Annotated in this window: 19 protein-coding genes; 5 read left to right on the top strand and 14 right to left on the bottom strand. The window is 39.7% G+C overall.

Translation table 11 applies throughout. From position 1 onward, the window contains the following. Positions 1-2 precede the first annotated feature (2 nt). The 3 genes from EHQ70_RS08330 to EHQ70_RS08320 all read right to left on the bottom strand — a co-directional run bounded on the left by EHQ70_RS08330 (position 3) and on the right by EHQ70_RS08320 (position 1,973). A complete protein-coding gene (locus tag EHQ70_RS08330; RefSeq protein WP_135585339.1) occupies positions 3-602 on the bottom strand; it encodes a toxin-antitoxin system YwqK family antitoxin in 600 nt (199 codons plus the stop codon). Continuing rightward, positions 574-1,482, bottom strand: coding sequence for a YHYH protein (locus EHQ70_RS08325; RefSeq protein ID WP_425270026.1), 909 nt, complete (start codon positions 1,480-1,482; stop codon positions 574-576). The genes EHQ70_RS08330 and EHQ70_RS08325 overlap by 29 nt, the downstream gene beginning before the upstream one ends. Positions 1,483-1,583: 101 nt before the next feature. Continuing rightward, positions 1,584-1,973 (bottom strand): FKBP-type peptidyl-prolyl cis-trans isomerase, encoded by a 390-nt coding sequence (locus tag EHQ70_RS08320; RefSeq protein ID WP_135585335.1) that lies wholly within the window; start codon positions 1,971-1,973, stop codon positions 1,584-1,586. An 83-nt stretch (positions 1,974-2,056) separates the two neighbouring features. On the opposite strand from EHQ70_RS08320, the gene EHQ70_RS08315 reads away from it, so the two are divergent. Further along, on the top strand, positions 2,057-2,371 hold the full coding sequence (locus tag EHQ70_RS08315) for a ribonuclease HepT family protein (protein ID WP_135585333.1): 315 nt from the start codon (positions 2,057-2,059) through the stop codon (positions 2,369-2,371). Positions 2,372-2,374: 3 nt separating this feature from the next. Here EHQ70_RS08315 and EHQ70_RS08310 read toward each other — a convergent pair whose 3' ends face one another. Both EHQ70_RS08310 and EHQ70_RS08305 read right to left on the bottom strand, forming a co-directional pair. Further along, the gene (locus tag EHQ70_RS08310) at positions 2,375-3,508 is read right to left on the bottom strand and encodes a DUF1577 domain-containing protein (RefSeq protein ID WP_135585331.1); all 1,134 of its coding nucleotides are present in this window, start codon (positions 3,506-3,508) and stop codon (positions 2,375-2,377) included. 97 nt (positions 3,509-3,605) lie between these two features. Then, positions 3,606-4,166, bottom strand: a complete 561-nt coding sequence (locus EHQ70_RS08305; RefSeq protein WP_135585329.1) for a hypothetical protein — start codon at positions 4,164-4,166, stop codon at positions 3,606-3,608. A gap of 160 nt (positions 4,167-4,326) precedes the next feature. Here EHQ70_RS08305 and EHQ70_RS08300 point away from each other — a divergent pair, with 160 nt between their 5' ends. Then, complete coding sequence (locus EHQ70_RS08300) at positions 4,327-5,289, top strand: patatin-like phospholipase family protein (RefSeq protein WP_135585328.1); 963 nt, start codon at positions 4,327-4,329, stop codon at positions 5,287-5,289. On the opposite strand, the gene EHQ70_RS08295 is transcribed toward EHQ70_RS08300, so the two are convergent. Together EHQ70_RS08295 and EHQ70_RS08290 are read right to left on the bottom strand one after the other, a co-directional pair. Further along, the gene (locus tag EHQ70_RS08295) at positions 5,290-7,572 is read right to left on the bottom strand and encodes a hypothetical protein (RefSeq protein ID WP_135585326.1); all 2,283 of its coding nucleotides are present in this window, start codon (positions 7,570-7,572) and stop codon (positions 5,290-5,292) included. A gap of 151 nt (positions 7,573-7,723) precedes the next feature. Then, positions 7,724-10,009 carry a hypothetical protein gene (locus EHQ70_RS08290; protein ID WP_425270025.1) on the bottom strand — a complete coding sequence of 762 codons (2,286 nt, stop codon included), beginning with the start codon at positions 10,007-10,009 and terminating at the stop codon, positions 7,724-7,726. Between the two features lie 93 nt (positions 10,010-10,102). Here EHQ70_RS08290 and EHQ70_RS08285 point away from each other — a divergent pair, with 93 nt between their 5' ends. Then, a complete protein-coding gene (locus EHQ70_RS08285; RefSeq protein ID WP_167481698.1) occupies positions 10,103-10,579 on the top strand; it encodes an OmpA family protein in 477 nt (158 codons plus the stop codon). Between the two features lie 43 nt (positions 10,580-10,622). Beyond that, positions 10,623-11,018, top strand: coding sequence for an acyl-CoA thioesterase (locus EHQ70_RS08280; protein WP_135585324.1), 396 nt, complete (start codon positions 10,623-10,625; stop codon positions 11,016-11,018). Position 11,019: 1 nt separating this feature from the next. On the opposite strand, the gene EHQ70_RS08275 is transcribed toward EHQ70_RS08280, so the two are convergent. After that, complete coding sequence (locus EHQ70_RS08275; protein ID WP_135585322.1) at positions 11,020-11,406, bottom strand: LIC_11502 family protein; 387 nt, start codon at positions 11,404-11,406, stop codon at positions 11,020-11,022. Here EHQ70_RS08275 and queG point away from each other — a divergent pair. After that, positions 11,405-12,388, top strand: a complete 984-nt coding sequence (gene queG, locus EHQ70_RS08270; RefSeq protein ID WP_135585320.1) for a tRNA epoxyqueuosine(34) reductase QueG — start codon at positions 11,405-11,407, stop codon at positions 12,386-12,388. The two genes, EHQ70_RS08275 and queG, sit on opposite strands and share 2 nt — an antisense overlap. A gap of 107 nt (positions 12,389-12,495) precedes the next feature. Here the strand turns inward: queG and thiE are convergent, their stop codons facing one another. From thiE to EHQ70_RS08245, 6 genes are read right to left on the bottom strand one after another with little or no spacing between them, the layout of a single operon-like run. Continuing rightward, entirely contained in the window at positions 12,496-13,137 is a 642-nt protein-coding gene (thiE, locus tag EHQ70_RS08265) for a thiamine phosphate synthase (RefSeq protein ID WP_135585318.1), read from the bottom strand. Continuing rightward, positions 13,127-13,930, bottom strand: a complete 804-nt coding sequence (gene thiM, locus EHQ70_RS08260) for a hydroxyethylthiazole kinase (RefSeq protein ID WP_135585316.1) — start codon at positions 13,928-13,930, stop codon at positions 13,127-13,129. Before thiM ends, thiE begins: the two co-directional genes overlap by 11 nt. Positions 13,931-13,951: 21 nt before the next feature. Further along, positions 13,952-14,347 (bottom strand): response regulator, encoded by a 396-nt coding sequence (locus EHQ70_RS08255; RefSeq protein ID WP_135585314.1) that lies wholly within the window; start codon positions 14,345-14,347, stop codon positions 13,952-13,954. Positions 14,348-14,352: 5 nt separating this feature from the next. After that, positions 14,353-14,484: a hypothetical protein gene (locus tag EHQ70_RS18705; RefSeq protein WP_265394285.1), complete on the bottom strand. Its 132-nt coding sequence runs from the start codon at positions 14,482-14,484 to the stop codon at positions 14,353-14,355. A 57-nt stretch (positions 14,485-14,541) separates the two neighbouring features. Beyond that, a complete protein-coding gene (gene map, locus EHQ70_RS08250) occupies positions 14,542-15,297 on the bottom strand; it encodes a type I methionyl aminopeptidase (protein WP_135585311.1) in 756 nt (251 codons plus the stop codon). Positions 15,298-15,300: 3 nt separating this feature from the next. Beyond that, positions 15,301-15,504 (bottom strand): hypothetical protein, encoded by a 204-nt coding sequence (locus tag EHQ70_RS08245; protein WP_135579315.1) that lies wholly within the window; start codon positions 15,502-15,504, stop codon positions 15,301-15,303.

Below are 15,504 nucleotides of genomic sequence, written 5' to 3'. Positions count from 1 at the left end.
TTTCACTTTGAATTTTGACTTTTTTCCGGAATTGGATCACAGAGTTTACTTCCTGGTCTTCCAAAACTTTCCCCTGTTTCCAAAAAAACATGGTTCAAATAAATTTGTCCTCGTCGGTTCCATTTTTTAGAAACCTTTGGTTTTCCTGAGTCGTAGAATGTTTGGTAGGTGGCCATTTGTCCATCATCAAAATAGTCAACATACTCACCGATGGGTTTCCCATTATCAAATTCTGATTTTTGTTTTAGAGTTCCATTTTCAAAATAACTGATTTGTTTTCCATGTTTTTGTCCATAACGAATGTTTCTTTCTTCTATAAAAGTTCCGTTTTCTTTTGTTATCGTATAACGACCGTGGGGAACTCCCTTGTAGAATTCCGTTTCATAAATTTCTAAAAGAGTAGGGTTTTTTTGAATTAGAATTCCTGTCAGTGGTTTTCCTTGGTAGAGAAGAAAATGGTTAGGATCTTCGGAAAGCCCCTTGTCTTCTGCTTCTACACGAAAAGGAGAACAAGAGGCTAAGGCGAAAAATGTAAGAGAGAGAAAAATCTCTCTCCATGAAATTTTGAGACAATTAATTGGAAACGGTTCCTGGTGTTCCATAGAATTGGGAACCAATCAAAGTGTTGATTGTGGCTGTGCTATCAAAAGCAAAATGGTAGTGATAGATTCCGGTTGGGAAAAGAAGTGTTGCAGCTGTGTGACCGTGGTTTGCATCAAGAGCTGGTCCTACCGTTCCCGGAGTATTGTCATCGGCAGTAGTGACAGTGTTATTATCACAATGTAAGCCATAAACAGGAAATCCGTCGATTAATACGCCAATTAAATTGGCATTATTATTTGTTATATTGAGTGGTTGGGAGTGGTGGTGGTAAACTCCTGAACTTTGTGGGTGACCGTTAAACTTATCAAAGGTTTGTGCTTCCGTTGCTAGTGTATCAGGTGCCGCGGCAGCATTGTTAAAGATGGCAAGACCATTCACAGTAATCCCCACAGAAGCATAACCACTTTGTGTTCCCACTAAAGCACCAGACTTGGCTGCCGGAGAACTAGGGATTGTGTAAACCAAACACTGGGATGCAATTTGATTGTTTCCGGCAGATTTTTGTCCACCAGCAAGTGCTTCAAACATTGGTGATGAAGTTCCAAAATAAAAACTTTTGTTGTTGGGAATGTTTTGCGATCGAAACACATAGTTGGAACCAGAGACAGTTCCGACCGAGCATTTAAAGTTGTTACGAATCCACGCAGGTAGATCTGCTGACATGGAGGAAGTCATACCAGTGATACAATCTGTACTTGCATTCAAAGTAGCAGTGGAGTTAACCACTGTGGTTCCCGTATAGGAGTTATTGACACAAATCTTCGAAGCTGCTGCAGCTAACAAGAGCAACATTTCTTCGTCAGAATCCGATTTGGGTTTACAGTGGGAAAAAGATAGTCCTATGATTAAGAGGAGGGTGGACTTACGTAAGGTTGACATTTCCATAGTCCAAACAATCTAGAATCATTCTTATCTTTGTCAAGAAATTCCTGACTAAGAAACTTGTATTCTTCCTTACGTAGTTATCCGAAATTTTTTGATTAGTAAATTTTTAAGAGTTCCACTTCAAATATAAGAGTGGAGTTTGCAGGAATGTTTCCTACCGTTTTGCTACCATAACCTAGTTCAGGAGGAATGATGAGTTTGCGTTTGCCACCCACTCGCATTCCTTTGACACCTTTGTCCCAACCTTTGACTACTTCTCCTGCACCCAAATTGAATTCGAAAGGACGGTTGCGGTCACGAGAACTATCAAACTTGGTTCCGTTCGTGAGTTTGCCTACATAGTGGACGGTCACGTAGGATCCCGAAAAAGCTTCCTCACCTTTTCCGACAACGAGATCAATGATTTGGAAGTCCCTTTCTGCTGATTGGATGGGAAAAACCGAAACTACTAGGAAAAATAATACGGATTGGATACAGATCTTCATACTTAGTGAAAGTATCCAAGATTTGAATTTCTTTGCCAATGAAAAAAACTGTTCTAAACAGTATCCCATTTTAGAATCACCATATGTTTCACGAGTTTATTTTTTACTGTCGAGAACTGGAAGCCTTCCTTTTTAGAAACCAAATTCAAGAATTTAAAGAAGGAGAACACGACAGTTTTTTTGCAGAAGAAATGTTGCGTTACATCCAAGCAGAATCCTTAAAGATTCCGCAGGTAGAAAAACAAAAATACCCGGACCTCCCTTGGGATAAAATTGATAGTTTGTGGCAAAAGGATTTGGCCAGGGCTTATGATTACATCGACTTAAAGATGTTATATTATATTTGCGCTTATGAGATACCCAAAATTACAAAAACAATCAAATTGGAAACCCGCTAACGATTAGGCTGCGGTTTTTCCATTGTTTTTAATAATTTCGATATTTTCTTCGAAACGTACCTTTTCAGCATATGTACGTTTTCCGGAAAACTCAATTCCAACAAGTAAGTCACCAGATGTTTCTTTATAAGCCCAAGCAATTTTTCCAAAAAATCGAAATGGAGTTTGTAGTTTGAAAACTAGTTCTAATAAAATACCTTTTTGTTTTGGAAGAGTTTCTACTAGGTTGCTGTTGGTGATACGAATTTTTAATCCAGTGGCAGACAAATCCAAAACAGGAAATTTTTCCACTGTCGTCATTAAATTAGCATCTTTAATCCTTTCGATCATTTCTGCAATTTGAGCTTGGTAGAAATTTAAATCTTCTGTTGTGATGGCATTGTCTTTTGTTTGAAGAGAGTAGTAACCGATAGGAATGATTTCTTCTAATTCGTTTTTGTAAAGAATGGGAAGGATGAGTTCGGATTTTATCTTTTTGTCTTTTGAAGCCATCGCTAGTTTTTCAACATGGTCATCGACTTCATCTTCGTAGTTGATAAATCCTTCTTCATCAGAACGGTAACTTTCTGGATTACTTGCATCTTTAATAAAAAGAATTTTTTGAGTTGATTTTACTACTTCGTATTTTCTTTCCATTCCCGACTTAAAAATATCCATTGCGCCTGCTTCACCAGACCTAACCATCATTCGTTTGCGATAGTCTTCAAAGTTTACGCGAACAAGAGTGGGAATGTTGAACATATTGGCTTCGATAATTGTTTTGGAACTAACAATGTTTGTAACATTCACAAGGCCATCTTCGGAGATTGTAAAACGAGGGTTTAGTCTTTCTTTTTTTGCAATCAGAACTTTGTCTACGTGGAGTTGGATTTTGTTAGGTGTAATTTGTTTTACAAAAGTGCAATGAAGTTCTAAATAACGAGCTAATAGTTTAGAAAGAACAAGGTTAGAACCTGGACCAATAGGCCATACTTCTGACCAATCAACAATGATCTCTTCACCACCAGGTAATTCCTGTGTTACGGTCATGGATTGGACTTGCCCATTCCAATACGCTTTCATTTCTTGATTCATGAGATAGTGTAAGATCACATGATGTTTTTGTTCTTTCGCAGTGATTTGATCCATTGGTCGCATAGCTAAATTCCGATTACTATTTTTAGACGAGAAATATATTTCCGTTCTTATGGAAACTAAAGATGATACTCGTCTCTTTGGCAAGAAAAACGAAAATTTATAGTAGAAGTAGGTGTTTTTTTTCTGTTAATTCATAACAGAAACGAATCCATGAAAAATGATTTTGTAAGTGTGAATACTCGGGAAGGTACTGAGATAAAAACAGTTCGCAACGTTTCTCTCTTTCTAAATATTTTTTTTCCATCACAAGAGTTAGATCGCTTAATGTTTTTTCGTATGTGTCAGAATCCATATAACCTTCTTGTAAGGCTTTTTTTAGAAACATACATTTTTCATTCCACTCTAATGGGGAAAGTACTGAGATTGTATCTATCTCTAACCAAAACTCTTTCAGTTCTCTTTGAAACTTAGGGACTTCCCTCTTAATGTTTTCACATTTATGAAAGAGTGTGCGGAGATAACTGATAGCATCTTTTTCAATTTCCGACACATGTCCGTCCCAAAGGGAATGGTAAGTTTTTGGAAAAAAAAAGGTAAACATAGGACCCGGGTAAGGAGACAATAAATCTAATTGATAAGCACCTTTTGCATTCAATTGTAAGGAACCTTTTACAAGAATTCCGTTGATTTCTGCCTCCAAAGTTTTGATCCCTAACATACTAATATTCAATTGCGTATGTAGTGAAATTTATTGTATCCTCGTTCAAAATTTTATTTTTTTTTGAGATATAGTTTCGTTGGGATTTTTTGTTTGGTGATTCCCCTAATGAATAGAATTCCCAAAGAGATTTTGAATAGTTTTTTGCAACTGTAAGTGTATGGAAGACCCTGACATTATTGTGCAGTCTTTTCCAGAAAACGATCCATCCAACCACCCAAAACTTCCTAAGGCGAAAGGTTCCAAAAGGGCTCTCCTCGTAGAAGGGGGAGGAATGAAAGGTGCGTTTTCTGGGGGTGTTTTGTATGCTTGGAATCGCTTCTTACGACCGAATTACTTTGATTTGGTGGTCGGTGTTTCTTCGGGAGCCTGTGCTGCTGCTTATTATGTATCCATGCCTAAAAAAGAACCTGTCAAAAGCGAAATGGCACTTTCTGTTTGGTATAAAGATTTATCTGGCAGAAAACTAATTTCCTATTTCCATCCTTTCCAAGGAAAAACATTACTGAATCAAGAGTATTTGATCGATTTTATTTTTCGCAAAAAAGTTCGTTTAGAATCGGAAACTCTGGATCGAAAAAATGTTCCTCATTTTGTGGTCGCAGTTAGTAATTTACATACTCATTCCATCGAATACATCAAAGCCACTTCTTCTAATGTATTCGATCTATTAAAAGCAGCCACTTCGTTGCCGATTGCTACTCGCGGTAAACATCTATTAGATGGTAAGTTTTATTCAGATGCTGCGATTCTCAATCCACTTCCCATCCAAGACATCATCGAAGCAGGATACAAAGAAATTGTGGTGATTATGAATTCACCCATCCGCCATATTTCCGGCCCACTCACAAGATTTACTAGTTTACTTGCTTTTCCAACAAGACGAACCATTCGTCGGATGATGCGTAAACTCCACCACTTTCATTTTAATGCAGCAAGAGAACTTGCTGTCAAACCACCTAAAGGTGTGAAGATCATCACAGTGGCTCCCGATAGACCACTACCAGTGAAACTCACCACAACGATTCGCACCAAACTTTATAAAACAGTTTTACTCGGTGCCAAGAAGGGCGAAGAAGCTTTGCAAAAGATTTTAAAAAGAAAACCTAAAAAACAGAAATAGTTAATTATTATTTTTCTCTGTTAGATCGCTAACAAAAAATCCACCATATGGTTTATTGAAAACTTTTTTAAAGTCTCCACCAATATACCATTTCCCATTTTTGAAGTGACTAGAATTTCCTACATCATCTGCATTGGGATGCCATTCCAAAACGGTATTGGTTTTTGCGTCAAAGGCATTCATAAATTGACTAGCTGTCGTACCATTCAGTCCTAGAAAACTTCCTAAAACGATGACCTTTCCTTCTGGCGAAGTGGCCATAGAAAGAACTCCTCCATCTGAATAAATGGGATTTGGTGTTATATAACTATTGGATTTAGTATCATAAGTTGCCATATTTTGGAAAGTTCCCAAAATTCCTATATTAGTCATAATCCCACCGATGTAAATCCTTCCGTCATAGATTGTTTGCGTATACACACCGTTATTCGGATGGTAAGCATTCGATGGAAAATTGCTAATAGTTCCATTAATTGTATCCACGGCACGGTAGTTACTAATAGCTCCATTTCCGTTTAAACTGGAATAGATGCCTCCGATATAGACCAAATCATTTACGACCATCATTGTATTCGGACTTCCAACGATGTTGGGATTCCAATTTGTGAGGGAGAAGGTTGTAGAATCAATCGCAGCGGCACCACTTCTCGTTTGGCCACCAGCGCCAGTCATACTAAAACCTCCAAAAAAGATTTGGTTATGGTTACTTGTAATGGTTCTGATTTCGGCAGAACTGCCCGTAATATTCAGGTCTGTGGAACTTAAGTTGTATGTGGGTAAATCCAAAACCGCGAGTGCTTTTCTGGGAATTCCGTTTACATTTTCAAAACTCCCGCCTACAAAGAGACGATTGTCTTTTGTCAGGAGAGAGGATATTTGAAAATCAAAGTTAGGTGTTCCTTCGATAGGAGAACCTGTTGCCTCTTCAAAAACTACAAAGTTCTTTCGATATTTCATGTTCAGCGCTGAATGGTTACTCGCGATGAGTAGTGAAGAGCCGGAAGGAACTATCTCACCTGATGGAAAGTAAATGAGGGAGTTCAAGTTCGGATCCCAAACATTCAAACTTTGACTTGGCAAATCAAAACTTGCTGCAGAATTTCGCTTTTGTCCTTTGGCTGCCGTAAATTCACCCAGAACATAGAGTTTGTTTCCAATAACAGTTAGATATCTTACATAGTTATTGATTGCAAATGAATTTTCTTTTATGGCACCTAACTGATTGTCTACGCCAACTAAATAGTTTGAGGCTATCCCGCCTATGGTTGTGAAATCACCGCCTAAATAAATTGTATTTTCATATTGATTGACTTTGACTACTTCAATATTTGGGTTTGGTGCCCAGGAAGTTTGGGTTCCATTTAAAAAGAAAGAGATAGCCCGACCAGTAAAAGGCCCTACCACATAGAGAACTGGGGTTCCTAAATGGTCTGTCCCTAGATGTAAATCATTCACTTGCCCACCTACGGGAGCTTGTCCTGTGAAAGTAGAATCGATGGCACCAGTGGAAGGTGAAAGTTTCACAAGCCCATATCTGGTAGTGGCTCCGATGTTTGAAAAATGTCCTCCGACATACAATGCAACTCCATCAGTGACAATGTCAAAAACACCACTATTAAAAGTGTCTGTAACAAACTCTAAATTGAGATTTCCAGTATAACGATTTACGGAGGCTATGTTCGACTGTGAACCGGAACCCCAGCCAGTAAATAATCCACCTACGTATAAATTTGCACCTAATAACGCAAATGTGGTGATTCCCCTGGAAGCATCTTCGTCAACAACAAAGTTCGGATCCAACTGACAGCCAGGTAAAATATGAGCGACTTTGCTTCGTTTGATTCCTTGGACATGAGTAAAATCTCCTCCGATATAAAACCCGCCAGAACCATCGGAAATGGCAGTGGAATAGGAACCATTCACTTTTAAATGAGGACAAAATCGGTTGGGAACAACCATTCCGGTTACGGAATCGACCATAGCAATATTTCCCGTAGGAACTCCTGTCATCGAAAAATTTCCTCCTACGATGATTTGTCCCTGATACGATTCAATGGCAGTGACTTTAGCAGCAGTCGGGTCATACACTCCCCACTCATCAAAAAAACTAAACGCTGGTAAACAGGACGGAGAACGATCACCGGTCGCATATCGAATGACAGATGCTAATAGATAAGACTGGGAACGTGCATCACAGGTATTTTCAAGTTCTGCTGGTTTGCAGAGAGTAAACGTAGTAATCGATACTACGTAGATACACGAAATAGAAAAAATTCGGAACATGAATACAAGTTTTCGAATTTAAGTTTCATGTCTAGTGTTTTGAATGGATTCAATATTCACCAATGGATCACGAATTCATATTTAGATTCGATAATTCTCATTTGAAATTTTGAATTTAGATATCGTAATTCTATTTAAGTTTAGTTTATAATCATTCATTTAAACTAGAGCGAACGAGTCCACCATTGCTTCTTTTGTGTGCAATCGTAAATGCACCACCGATATAGTATTTTCCATTTTTATACATGGATGTATATACCACATCGTTGATGGATGCCTTCCAAGGAGAAAGTGTATTGGTGTTATAATTAAAGACCCCTAAGGAATAGTTGTTAGGGACACCATTGAGTGCAGTAAAAGAGCCTCCAATGAGGACGTTTCCATCTGGATAGGCTGCGATATGGTTTACAATATTATCGCTATATACTGGATTAGGTTGTTCGTAAGATTGACTAGCGAGATTATAAACTGCAATAGAGTTAAAGGCTCCTAAACTACCAATGCTTACGAATTGCCCTCCGAGAAAAATTTTCGTTCCTGCTAAGCTTTGTGCATAAACACCGCTGCTAGGAAAATTGTTTGTTGAAGGAATGCCACGTTTGGTTCCGGAAACTTTGTCCACTGCTTGGTAATTTGTGGTAACACCATCTCCGTTAATTCCTGTATACAATCCACCAAGAAACACTAGATCTTGGACGACTAAAAAACTTTCCCCACTGCCGCTGAGATTCGGATTCCATCCACTAACCGAGAAATCAGCTAAACTCAGTGCAAAGGCACCGTTTCTCGCATTCCCATTTACGTTTGTTACGCTATCGCCCCCAACGTAAAGCTGTGATTCATCGCTTGTGATCGTGCGGATTTCGGGAGTGCCTGAAAGGACTGTGTTAATTGGGCTTAGTTGGTAATGAGGTAAATCCAAAATGGCAAATCGATTCCTTGATTGCCCTGCAATAGAAGTAAAACTTCCTCCTACGAACAGTCGGTTGTTAACTCTATGAAGGGCTTTGATCGGGAAATCGAAGTTAGGTGTTCCTTCGATAGGCATTCCTGTCACTTCATCCAAAACAGCAAAATTACTTCGGGCTGTTACATTCACTGTGGAACGACTGGATGTGAAAAGTACGACCCCGTTTCCTGCAGATACAATCCCTGATCCTGGATTGCTAATGCTCGAATCATACGCTGGATTAAAGGCAGTGACCGATTCATCGGGCAAAGAAAGTGCCGCAGCATAGTTTCTCGGAACAGATTTCACAGAGGTAAATTCTCCGGTTAAGTATAATGTATTTTCAATGATTTGCAGGGTTGCGACAGGCTGACTGCTACCGATACCGTAATTTGTATTGATAGCAGTACCCGTACTATTATTCACAGAGACTAAAGAGATAGCAGTCGTTCCACCGTTGATGGTGGTAAAATCACCACCTAAATATATTGTATTATTATATTGTTGGATGGAATTGACCTTGGAACCGACATTCGGATTTGGATTCCAAGAGGTTAAAGTTCCATCGGGAAAATAAGATATGGCTCTACTATAAGTTGGCGTTGTCAAATCACCCACAGCATAAATAACGGGACTCCCACTGGCATCGGTTCCGTAATGCAAATCTAAGCAACTTCCTCCGTTGATTGCTGTAGTGAAAGAAGATATGACAAGACCGGTGGAGAGAGAAAACTTAGCAAGGCCAGTTTTCGTATAACCACCTATATTCGTAAAATCTCCACAAACATAAAGAGAGTCTCCATCGGTTTCTAAATCGGACACTAGGGTATTCGGATTTGGAGCGAACGAAGTATCCAGAGCACCTGTATATCGATTCACTCGAACCAGATAACCACTATTATCGTCAGGATAATATCCGCCTGCATAGAGGAAATCTCCTGCGAGTAATAAGCTATAAACACTTTTATTATTATCATTGAGAACTGTAAAGTTACGATCTAATTGGCAACCAGGAAGGATATGGGCTATGCTGAATCTTTCTTCCCCTTGGACGGCAAAGAATTCACCCCCAATATAAAAGCCACCATTTCCATCAGATATGGCGATACCAGTAGTCCCTACGACTTTTAAGTAAGGACAATAACGATTGGGTAATAACTTTCCGTTCGATGTTTCTAAATAAACAACATTTCCAGTAGACGGTCCTACGAATTGGAAACTTCCTCCGATGATGATTTGGTCGTTATAACTAGTGATCGCATTGACACTCGTAGCAATTGACGGAGGTGTTGGTATGAACACTCCCCAAAGGTCTTGGAAATCAAAAGAGGGAAGGCAAGAAGGGGATCTGTCACCAGTGAGATAACGAATGACCGAGGCTTGGAAGTATTCTTTTGTTTTTACATCACAAGTGTTCGATAGTTTTGCTGGTTTACAGCCAAAAGCCATCCCCACTGACAATGAATAGATGATTAAAATTTTTCGCATGGGTTTCATAGCTGGTTATTCTACTAAAGTTTTCTGAATTTGTCCACTCGTTTGAAATAAATTTCCAAGAATCCGAGGTGAGTCTAAGGTAAGATGGTTTGGATTTCCCTAATGTTAGTTGGTACGGGTTTTCTCCTTTTTTGGGTTTGGAGAAAAAGTCCAAAAATTAACAGCTATGTACTTCCTGTACGCAAAGAAAAACAGCAAGCACTGGAAAAAAATACCAAGGCATTAGTATCTGATATCCGGGAATTTTCTGTTTTTTTTGGAGCCGGTTCTTCTCAATTGGAAAAAGATTCGGTAGAAACATTGCGAACAAACTTGGAACCTTCTTTCCTCTCCCAAATAGGATATATCACTTTAATTGGTTCGGCCGATGCATCAGGCCCTCTGGTAAAAAACCGACGTTTGGTAAAAGATAGAGTCCGAACGGTGGAACGGTATTTGGTATCTTTAGGTATCTCTAAAGATAAAATGAATCAAACTTATTTAGAACCAAGTATCGGTAATGGTTCTGCTTCGCGTAGGTGGTTGCGATCTGTAAAGATCCAAATCCAAATAGAAACATAAAGATGACAGATAATCTCAAATTGATTCATTTGAATAAAAGACTATGATTCGTACTGAAATTCAAATTCGATTTAATGACATGGACCCAATGCGAAGGGTCAATAACTCTAGTTATTCGACTTATCTAGAATTAGCAAGATTAGATTTTTGTAATCGTTATCTAAATGTTTCGGAACTGGATGACATTCCTTTTGTTCTGGCACGAGTGGAAATGGATTTGAAGGCTTCTGTTCTCCCAGGTGCTTCCATCTTTGTCGAGACTTGGGTCTCTGCCATTGGAACCACCTCTTGGGAATTTTCATATGAAATTCGTGACAAGGACTCAAACACAGTTTATGTATCTGCCAAAACGGTTCAGGTTTATTTTGATTATAGAGCCAAAACTAAAAAACCAATCCCCCTTAAATTTCTAAAATCTTTAGAAAAGGAACGATTGTAATTTAAAACAACTCATGTGAATCAAAATGTTTCCATTCCCAGTGGTAGGCAGATTTGTCTCCATATTGAATGCATTCCGCAAGCCAATTGGATTCCAATTCCGGGTTAAGTGCGAAATAGGTTTCAGAAACCGAACGGATCAGCTCCCCATACTCAGGAAGGATTTCGGGTAAGAGTGGGTCTGTGTTTCTTTCGAGAAGTCGAACGACTGATTGGAGTAGAGCGAAGTAAATTCCCTTTCTCAAAAGTTCTGGAAGTCCTTTGGGAAGAGTGACAAGGGCCTCAATTTGTGGGAATAGGGAAACTAGTTTTGGGACATGAACGTACAAATGGCTTGGCAACTGGCCTTGAATTTCTGTAAGATAAACTTCGTTCCCCAATTCACCCATGACAAATCCAATCTATCAGATCCGTTCTCAAATTAAAACCATTTGTGAGGAAGAAGGATTTTCTTTCGTTGGGTTTGCGGAAGCAAAAATTCCCAAGGCAGACCGCGAATATTTGGACGAATGGATTCGGGAAGAACGGTTTGGGAATATGCACTGGTTTGCCAAAGACCATGCGGTAGGGATTCGAAATGAATTCCAAAATTTGGGCCTTGTGCCTCGTTCTGCGATATGCCTTGGTTTTGTATATAGGTCAAGTGCGGGTGAAGAGATAGTGTCCCAAATGGAATCCAAAGTGTCTCGTTATGCGTTAGGTTCCGATTATCACATCATTCTAAAAGAAAAAGGAAATAGGATACTAAAAATCCTTCGTGGTGAGTTCCCCAATTATAAATTTCGCCAATCCGTAGATAGTTTGCCCGTAGCAGAAAAAATTCTCACAAAAGAATCGGGAATTGTTTGGCAGGGGAAAAATACCAACCTCATCCATCCAAAACTTGGATCTTACTTTTTTCTTTCCACCATTCTCACCGATTTAGAATTAGGCGGCCCCGATCCAGAAGAAATCATCACAGACCATTGTGGGAGTTGTCGAAAGTGTTTGGATGTATGTCCCACAAATGCTCTCGAAGAATATAAAATGGATGCTAGTAAATGTATTTCTTATTTAACCATTGAAGACAGAGAAGAAACAAAGGTAACAGATTCTTTTTTAAAGTGGGATCGGAAAGGTTGGGTGTATGGATGTGATCTTTGCCAAGAAGTTTGCCCTTGGAATGCCAATGTTGCTAAACGAAACAAAGTGGAAACTTCGGAACCAGAATTTTTACCCAGATATTTCTGGACAGATCCAGGTTTTTTGGAAAAAAAATCTCTCACCAAACAAGAATTCGATGATTATTTTAAAGATTCACCGATTGAAAGGATTGGATTTGAAATTTGGAACCGGAATTTGCAACATTTGAATGAAAAAGAATCAAGCTGATACTAATAGGTTTTTTAAACAACTGAATGGTTCCGATTTTTTCAAAAGATTAATGATTTGAGTTTCCGTTCAAAAGAATATGAACATTTTCTGTTCTATTCTTTTATTCAATGGAATTTTTTCGATAGAGTTTCCGTCGCCAATTTCGGATCTTTTGCAGAACAAATCGCACTGACGACCGCCAGGGAATCTGCTCCTGCATCAATGATGGATTTTGCATTGGATTCATTCACTCCCCCAATGGCAACGATGGGAAGATTCGTTTTTTCCTTTAACCAGGTAACTCCTGTTAATCCCCAGGCCGGTTTGGTATTGGTTTTTGTATTGGTATCAAATACGGGAGAAACTGCCAGATAATCTAGCGGAGGGTTTGGATGGGTTTGGATGAGAGAGTGGTAGTCTTCTTTTGTTTCTAAGGATAAACCAATAAGGGCATCGTTTCCTAAGATCCGGCGTGCTTCCCACCATGGCAGATCAGATTGCCCGAGATGAACCCCATCCGCGCCGGCCGCCAAACAAATATCCAAACGATCATTGATAAGAAGAGGAACTGAAAAAGGAGATAGGATTTCTTTTAAGTATTTAGCGAGTTCTAAAAATTTGCGGGAGTTGGTTTCTTTTTCTCTCAGTTGCACAAGGCTTACTCCACCAAGTGCAGCAAGACGCACTACCTCTGACAAACTGTGGTAGAGGCATAAGGGTCTATCTGTTACCAAATAAACCCCTTGAATTTTGAATTTATTCACCATTTAACTTTTGTTTAATGATGTCTGCTCCGATTTCATAAAGTGCATCTAAAAATGCCACTTGGAAACTTCCAGGAGAACTTGTTTTGGATTTTGCCATTTCTCCTGCGATTCCCATAATTGCCATGGCAGAGGTTGCCGCGCGGAATTGGTTTGATTGGATGGCGGCAAAAGCTCCACAAATTGCGGAAGCCGTACAACCAAGTCCAGTCACCTTTGTCATGAGTGGATCTCCATTTCTCACTTGGGCTTTATCGGTTCCACTTAAAATATAATCTGTAGCTCCGGAGATAACAACCACTCCACCTGTGACTTTGGAAAGAGACTTTCCAGAATCAACAGCGGATTCAGAAGAATCTGTCGCATCCACTCCCTTTGTTTTTCCAGAAGAGTTGAGAGTTGATAAAATTTCAGAAGCATTTCCTCGAACGATACTGGGACTACCGGCCCCTAAGATTCTACGAATTGCCATATTACGCAAGTTACTCGCTCCTGCACCCACTGGATCCAGAATGAGAGGTTTGTTAATGGACACAGCTTTTGCCGCTGCCTTTTCCATACTTTGGATCCAAGGTTCGGAAAGAGTTCCAATGTTGATGACCGTTGCCGAACAGATCGTAACCATTTCTTCGACTTCTTCAATGGCATGAGCCATAATAGGAGAAGCGCCAATAGCAAGTAGAGCATTGGCAGTATTGTTCATGACTACGTAGTTTGTGATATTATGAATGAGAGGGGACTTAGAACGTAAGGTTTCCAAGTCTTCGATCGTGTTTTGAATGATTGATTGAGACATGCGGAGGTTTCCTAAGAAAACCTAGGCAATCTTCGTTATGGCGTCTTCTACTTTTTTGATTAAATCCGATTCGGACCAGGGTTTGTTTAAAAAACTATGTAAGTCCACTTCCCCTTTCAATTGATTGAGTGAGAGCTCATCAATATGACCAGAAATAATTATTTTTTGGATTTGCGGATAGGTTTTATGAACGTCGCGAAGAAACTCATCACCACGTTGGTTGGGCATCAGCCAATCTGAAATGATGATGAGGATATTGATTCCTTCTTCTGCCAATTCTTCGATGATAGACCAAGCCTCTTCTGTATTTTGAGCCGTTTCATAACGGTATTCGTTCCCAAAATGTTTTTTGAGCTGAGACTTCAGACTCATCAGAATGATTTGTTCGTCATCAACGAAGAGAATGGCTTTGTTCATAAGAACTATTTTCCGTCGTTAGGGCACTCAACCAATTTGTCATGACCAGGGCAGGAACGTTTTTCTTTTCCTGGGCAGATGGCAAAAGATGCAGAAGTGATGACGAATAAACTAAATAGAGCGATGGTAAGTTTCATAAGGAACCTCTTTAGAAATTAGACGACAGATTGTAATCGAAAGCAAGAACCTTTTGTTCAAACTTTTGTTAGAATTTCGTACCCTTTGTCTGTGACAAGAATGGTATGTTCAAATTGGGCAGAGAGTTTTCCGTCTTTCGTGCGGACGGTCCATTTGTCGGATTTGTCAAAATTGACTTCCCAGGTTCCCAAATTGACCATTGGTTCTACTGTAAAAATCATTCCGGCTTCAATTTTTGCCAGTTTCCGCGGAGACCGAAAATGAGGAACTTGTGGTTCTTCATGGAAATTCCGTCCCACTCCATGACCCATTAGATCACGAACGATTCCATACCCGAGTGGGGTGAGAAAATCATCGATGGCGTTTCCGATATCGTCAATTCGGTTCCCTGGTTTCACTTGTTCGATTCCAACCCACATCGCTTTTTCCGTGTCAGCTACGAGTTTTTCGGCTTCCGGAGTGGATTTTCCACCTACGATAAAGGTTTTGGAAGTGTCTCCAATGTATCCATCCACAATGGGAGATACGTCTAGATTCACAATGTCTCCATTGGCGAGGACATCTTCCTTTTTTGGAATTCCGTGGCAAACGACATGATTGATGGAGGAGCAGATGGACTTGGGAAACCCTTTGTATCCGAGTGGAGCCGATCTATGGCCGTTTTTTTTGGTATAGGCTTCTGCGAGATCGTTCAGTTCGAGAGTGGTGACCCCGGCTTTGACAAAAGGTTCTAGATACACGAGGAGTTCAGCGGCAAATTTTCCCGCCTTCCTCATCGTTTCAATTTCTGATTTGTTTTTAATGTAAATCACGGATTAGAAATCTGTGGATCGAACCGTTGTTCTTTTATTCGCAGAGGTTCTTTCCAGAGCTTTGTCGAGCAAACGGTAGATCTCTTCGTTGATTCCCTCAATCGCGTCTCCAGAAGTCATAAATCCCTTACTTTTGATGTAAGCTTTCACTTTAGAAGTGACAATTAGGGATTCTTTCGACGTTGTTTCTGTTTGTTCTTCGGACAT

Source organism: Leptospira congkakensis (genome assembly GCF_004770265.1).
Classification (GTDB): domain Bacteria; phylum Spirochaetota; class Leptospiria; order Leptospirales; family Leptospiraceae; genus Leptospira_A; species Leptospira_A congkakensis.
Note: the sequence above shows the minus strand (reverse complement) of the source record. Positions and strands in the feature narration are given on the sequence as shown.

Bases quoted from the DNA above. Each gene is read 5' to 3' on its own strand.
- EHQ70_RS08330 (WP_135585339.1), bottom strand. From the start codon at position 602: ATGGAACACCAGGAACCGTTTCCAATTAATTGTCTCAAAATTTCATGG.
- EHQ70_RS08325 (WP_425270026.1), bottom strand. From the start codon at position 1,482: ATGTCAACCTTACGTAAGTCCACCCTCCTCTTAATCATAGGACTATCT.
- EHQ70_RS08320 (WP_135585335.1), bottom strand. From the start codon at position 1,973: ATGAAGATCTGTATCCAATCCGTATTATTTTTCCTAGTAGTTTCGGTT.
- EHQ70_RS08315 (WP_135585333.1), top strand. From the start codon at position 2,057: ATGTTTCACGAGTTTATTTTTTACTGTCGAGAACTGGAAGCCTTCCTT.
- EHQ70_RS08310 (WP_135585331.1), bottom strand. From the start codon at position 3,508: ATGCGACCAATGGATCAAATCACTGCGAAAGAACAAAAACATCATGTG.
- EHQ70_RS08305 (WP_135585329.1), bottom strand. From the start codon at position 4,166: ATGTTAGGGATCAAAACTTTGGAGGCAGAAATCAACGGAATTCTTGTA.
- EHQ70_RS08300 (WP_135585328.1), top strand. From the start codon at position 4,327: ATGGAAGACCCTGACATTATTGTGCAGTCTTTTCCAGAAAACGATCCA.
- EHQ70_RS08295 (WP_135585326.1), bottom strand. From the start codon at position 7,572: ATGTTCCGAATTTTTTCTATTTCGTGTATCTACGTAGTATCGATTACT.
- EHQ70_RS08290 (WP_425270025.1), bottom strand. From the start codon at position 10,009: ATGCGAAAAATTTTAATCATCTATTCATTGTCAGTGGGGATGGCTTTT.
- EHQ70_RS08285 (WP_167481698.1), top strand. From the start codon at position 10,103: ATGGTTTGGATTTCCCTAATGTTAGTTGGTACGGGTTTTCTCCTTTTT.
- EHQ70_RS08280 (WP_135585324.1), top strand. From the start codon at position 10,623: ATGATTCGTACTGAAATTCAAATTCGATTTAATGACATGGACCCAATG.
- queG (WP_135585320.1), top strand. From the start codon at position 11,405: ATGACAAATCCAATCTATCAGATCCGTTCTCAAATTAAAACCATTTGT.
- EHQ70_RS08275 (WP_135585322.1), bottom strand. From the start codon at position 11,406: ATGGGTGAATTGGGGAACGAAGTTTATCTTACAGAAATTCAAGGCCAG.
- thiE (WP_135585318.1), bottom strand. From the start codon at position 13,137: ATGGTGAATAAATTCAAAATTCAAGGGGTTTATTTGGTAACAGATAGA.
- thiM (WP_135585316.1), bottom strand. From the start codon at position 13,930: ATGTCTCAATCAATCATTCAAAACACGATCGAAGACTTGGAAACCTTA.
- EHQ70_RS08255 (WP_135585314.1), bottom strand. From the start codon at position 14,347: ATGAACAAAGCCATTCTCTTCGTTGATGACGAACAAATCATTCTGATG.
- EHQ70_RS18705 (WP_265394285.1), bottom strand. From the start codon at position 14,484: ATGAAACTTACCATCGCTCTATTTAGTTTATTCGTCATCACTTCTGCA.
- EHQ70_RS08245 (WP_135579315.1), bottom strand. From the start codon at position 15,504: ATGTCCGAAGAACAAACAGAAACAACGTCGAAAGAATCCCTAATTGTC.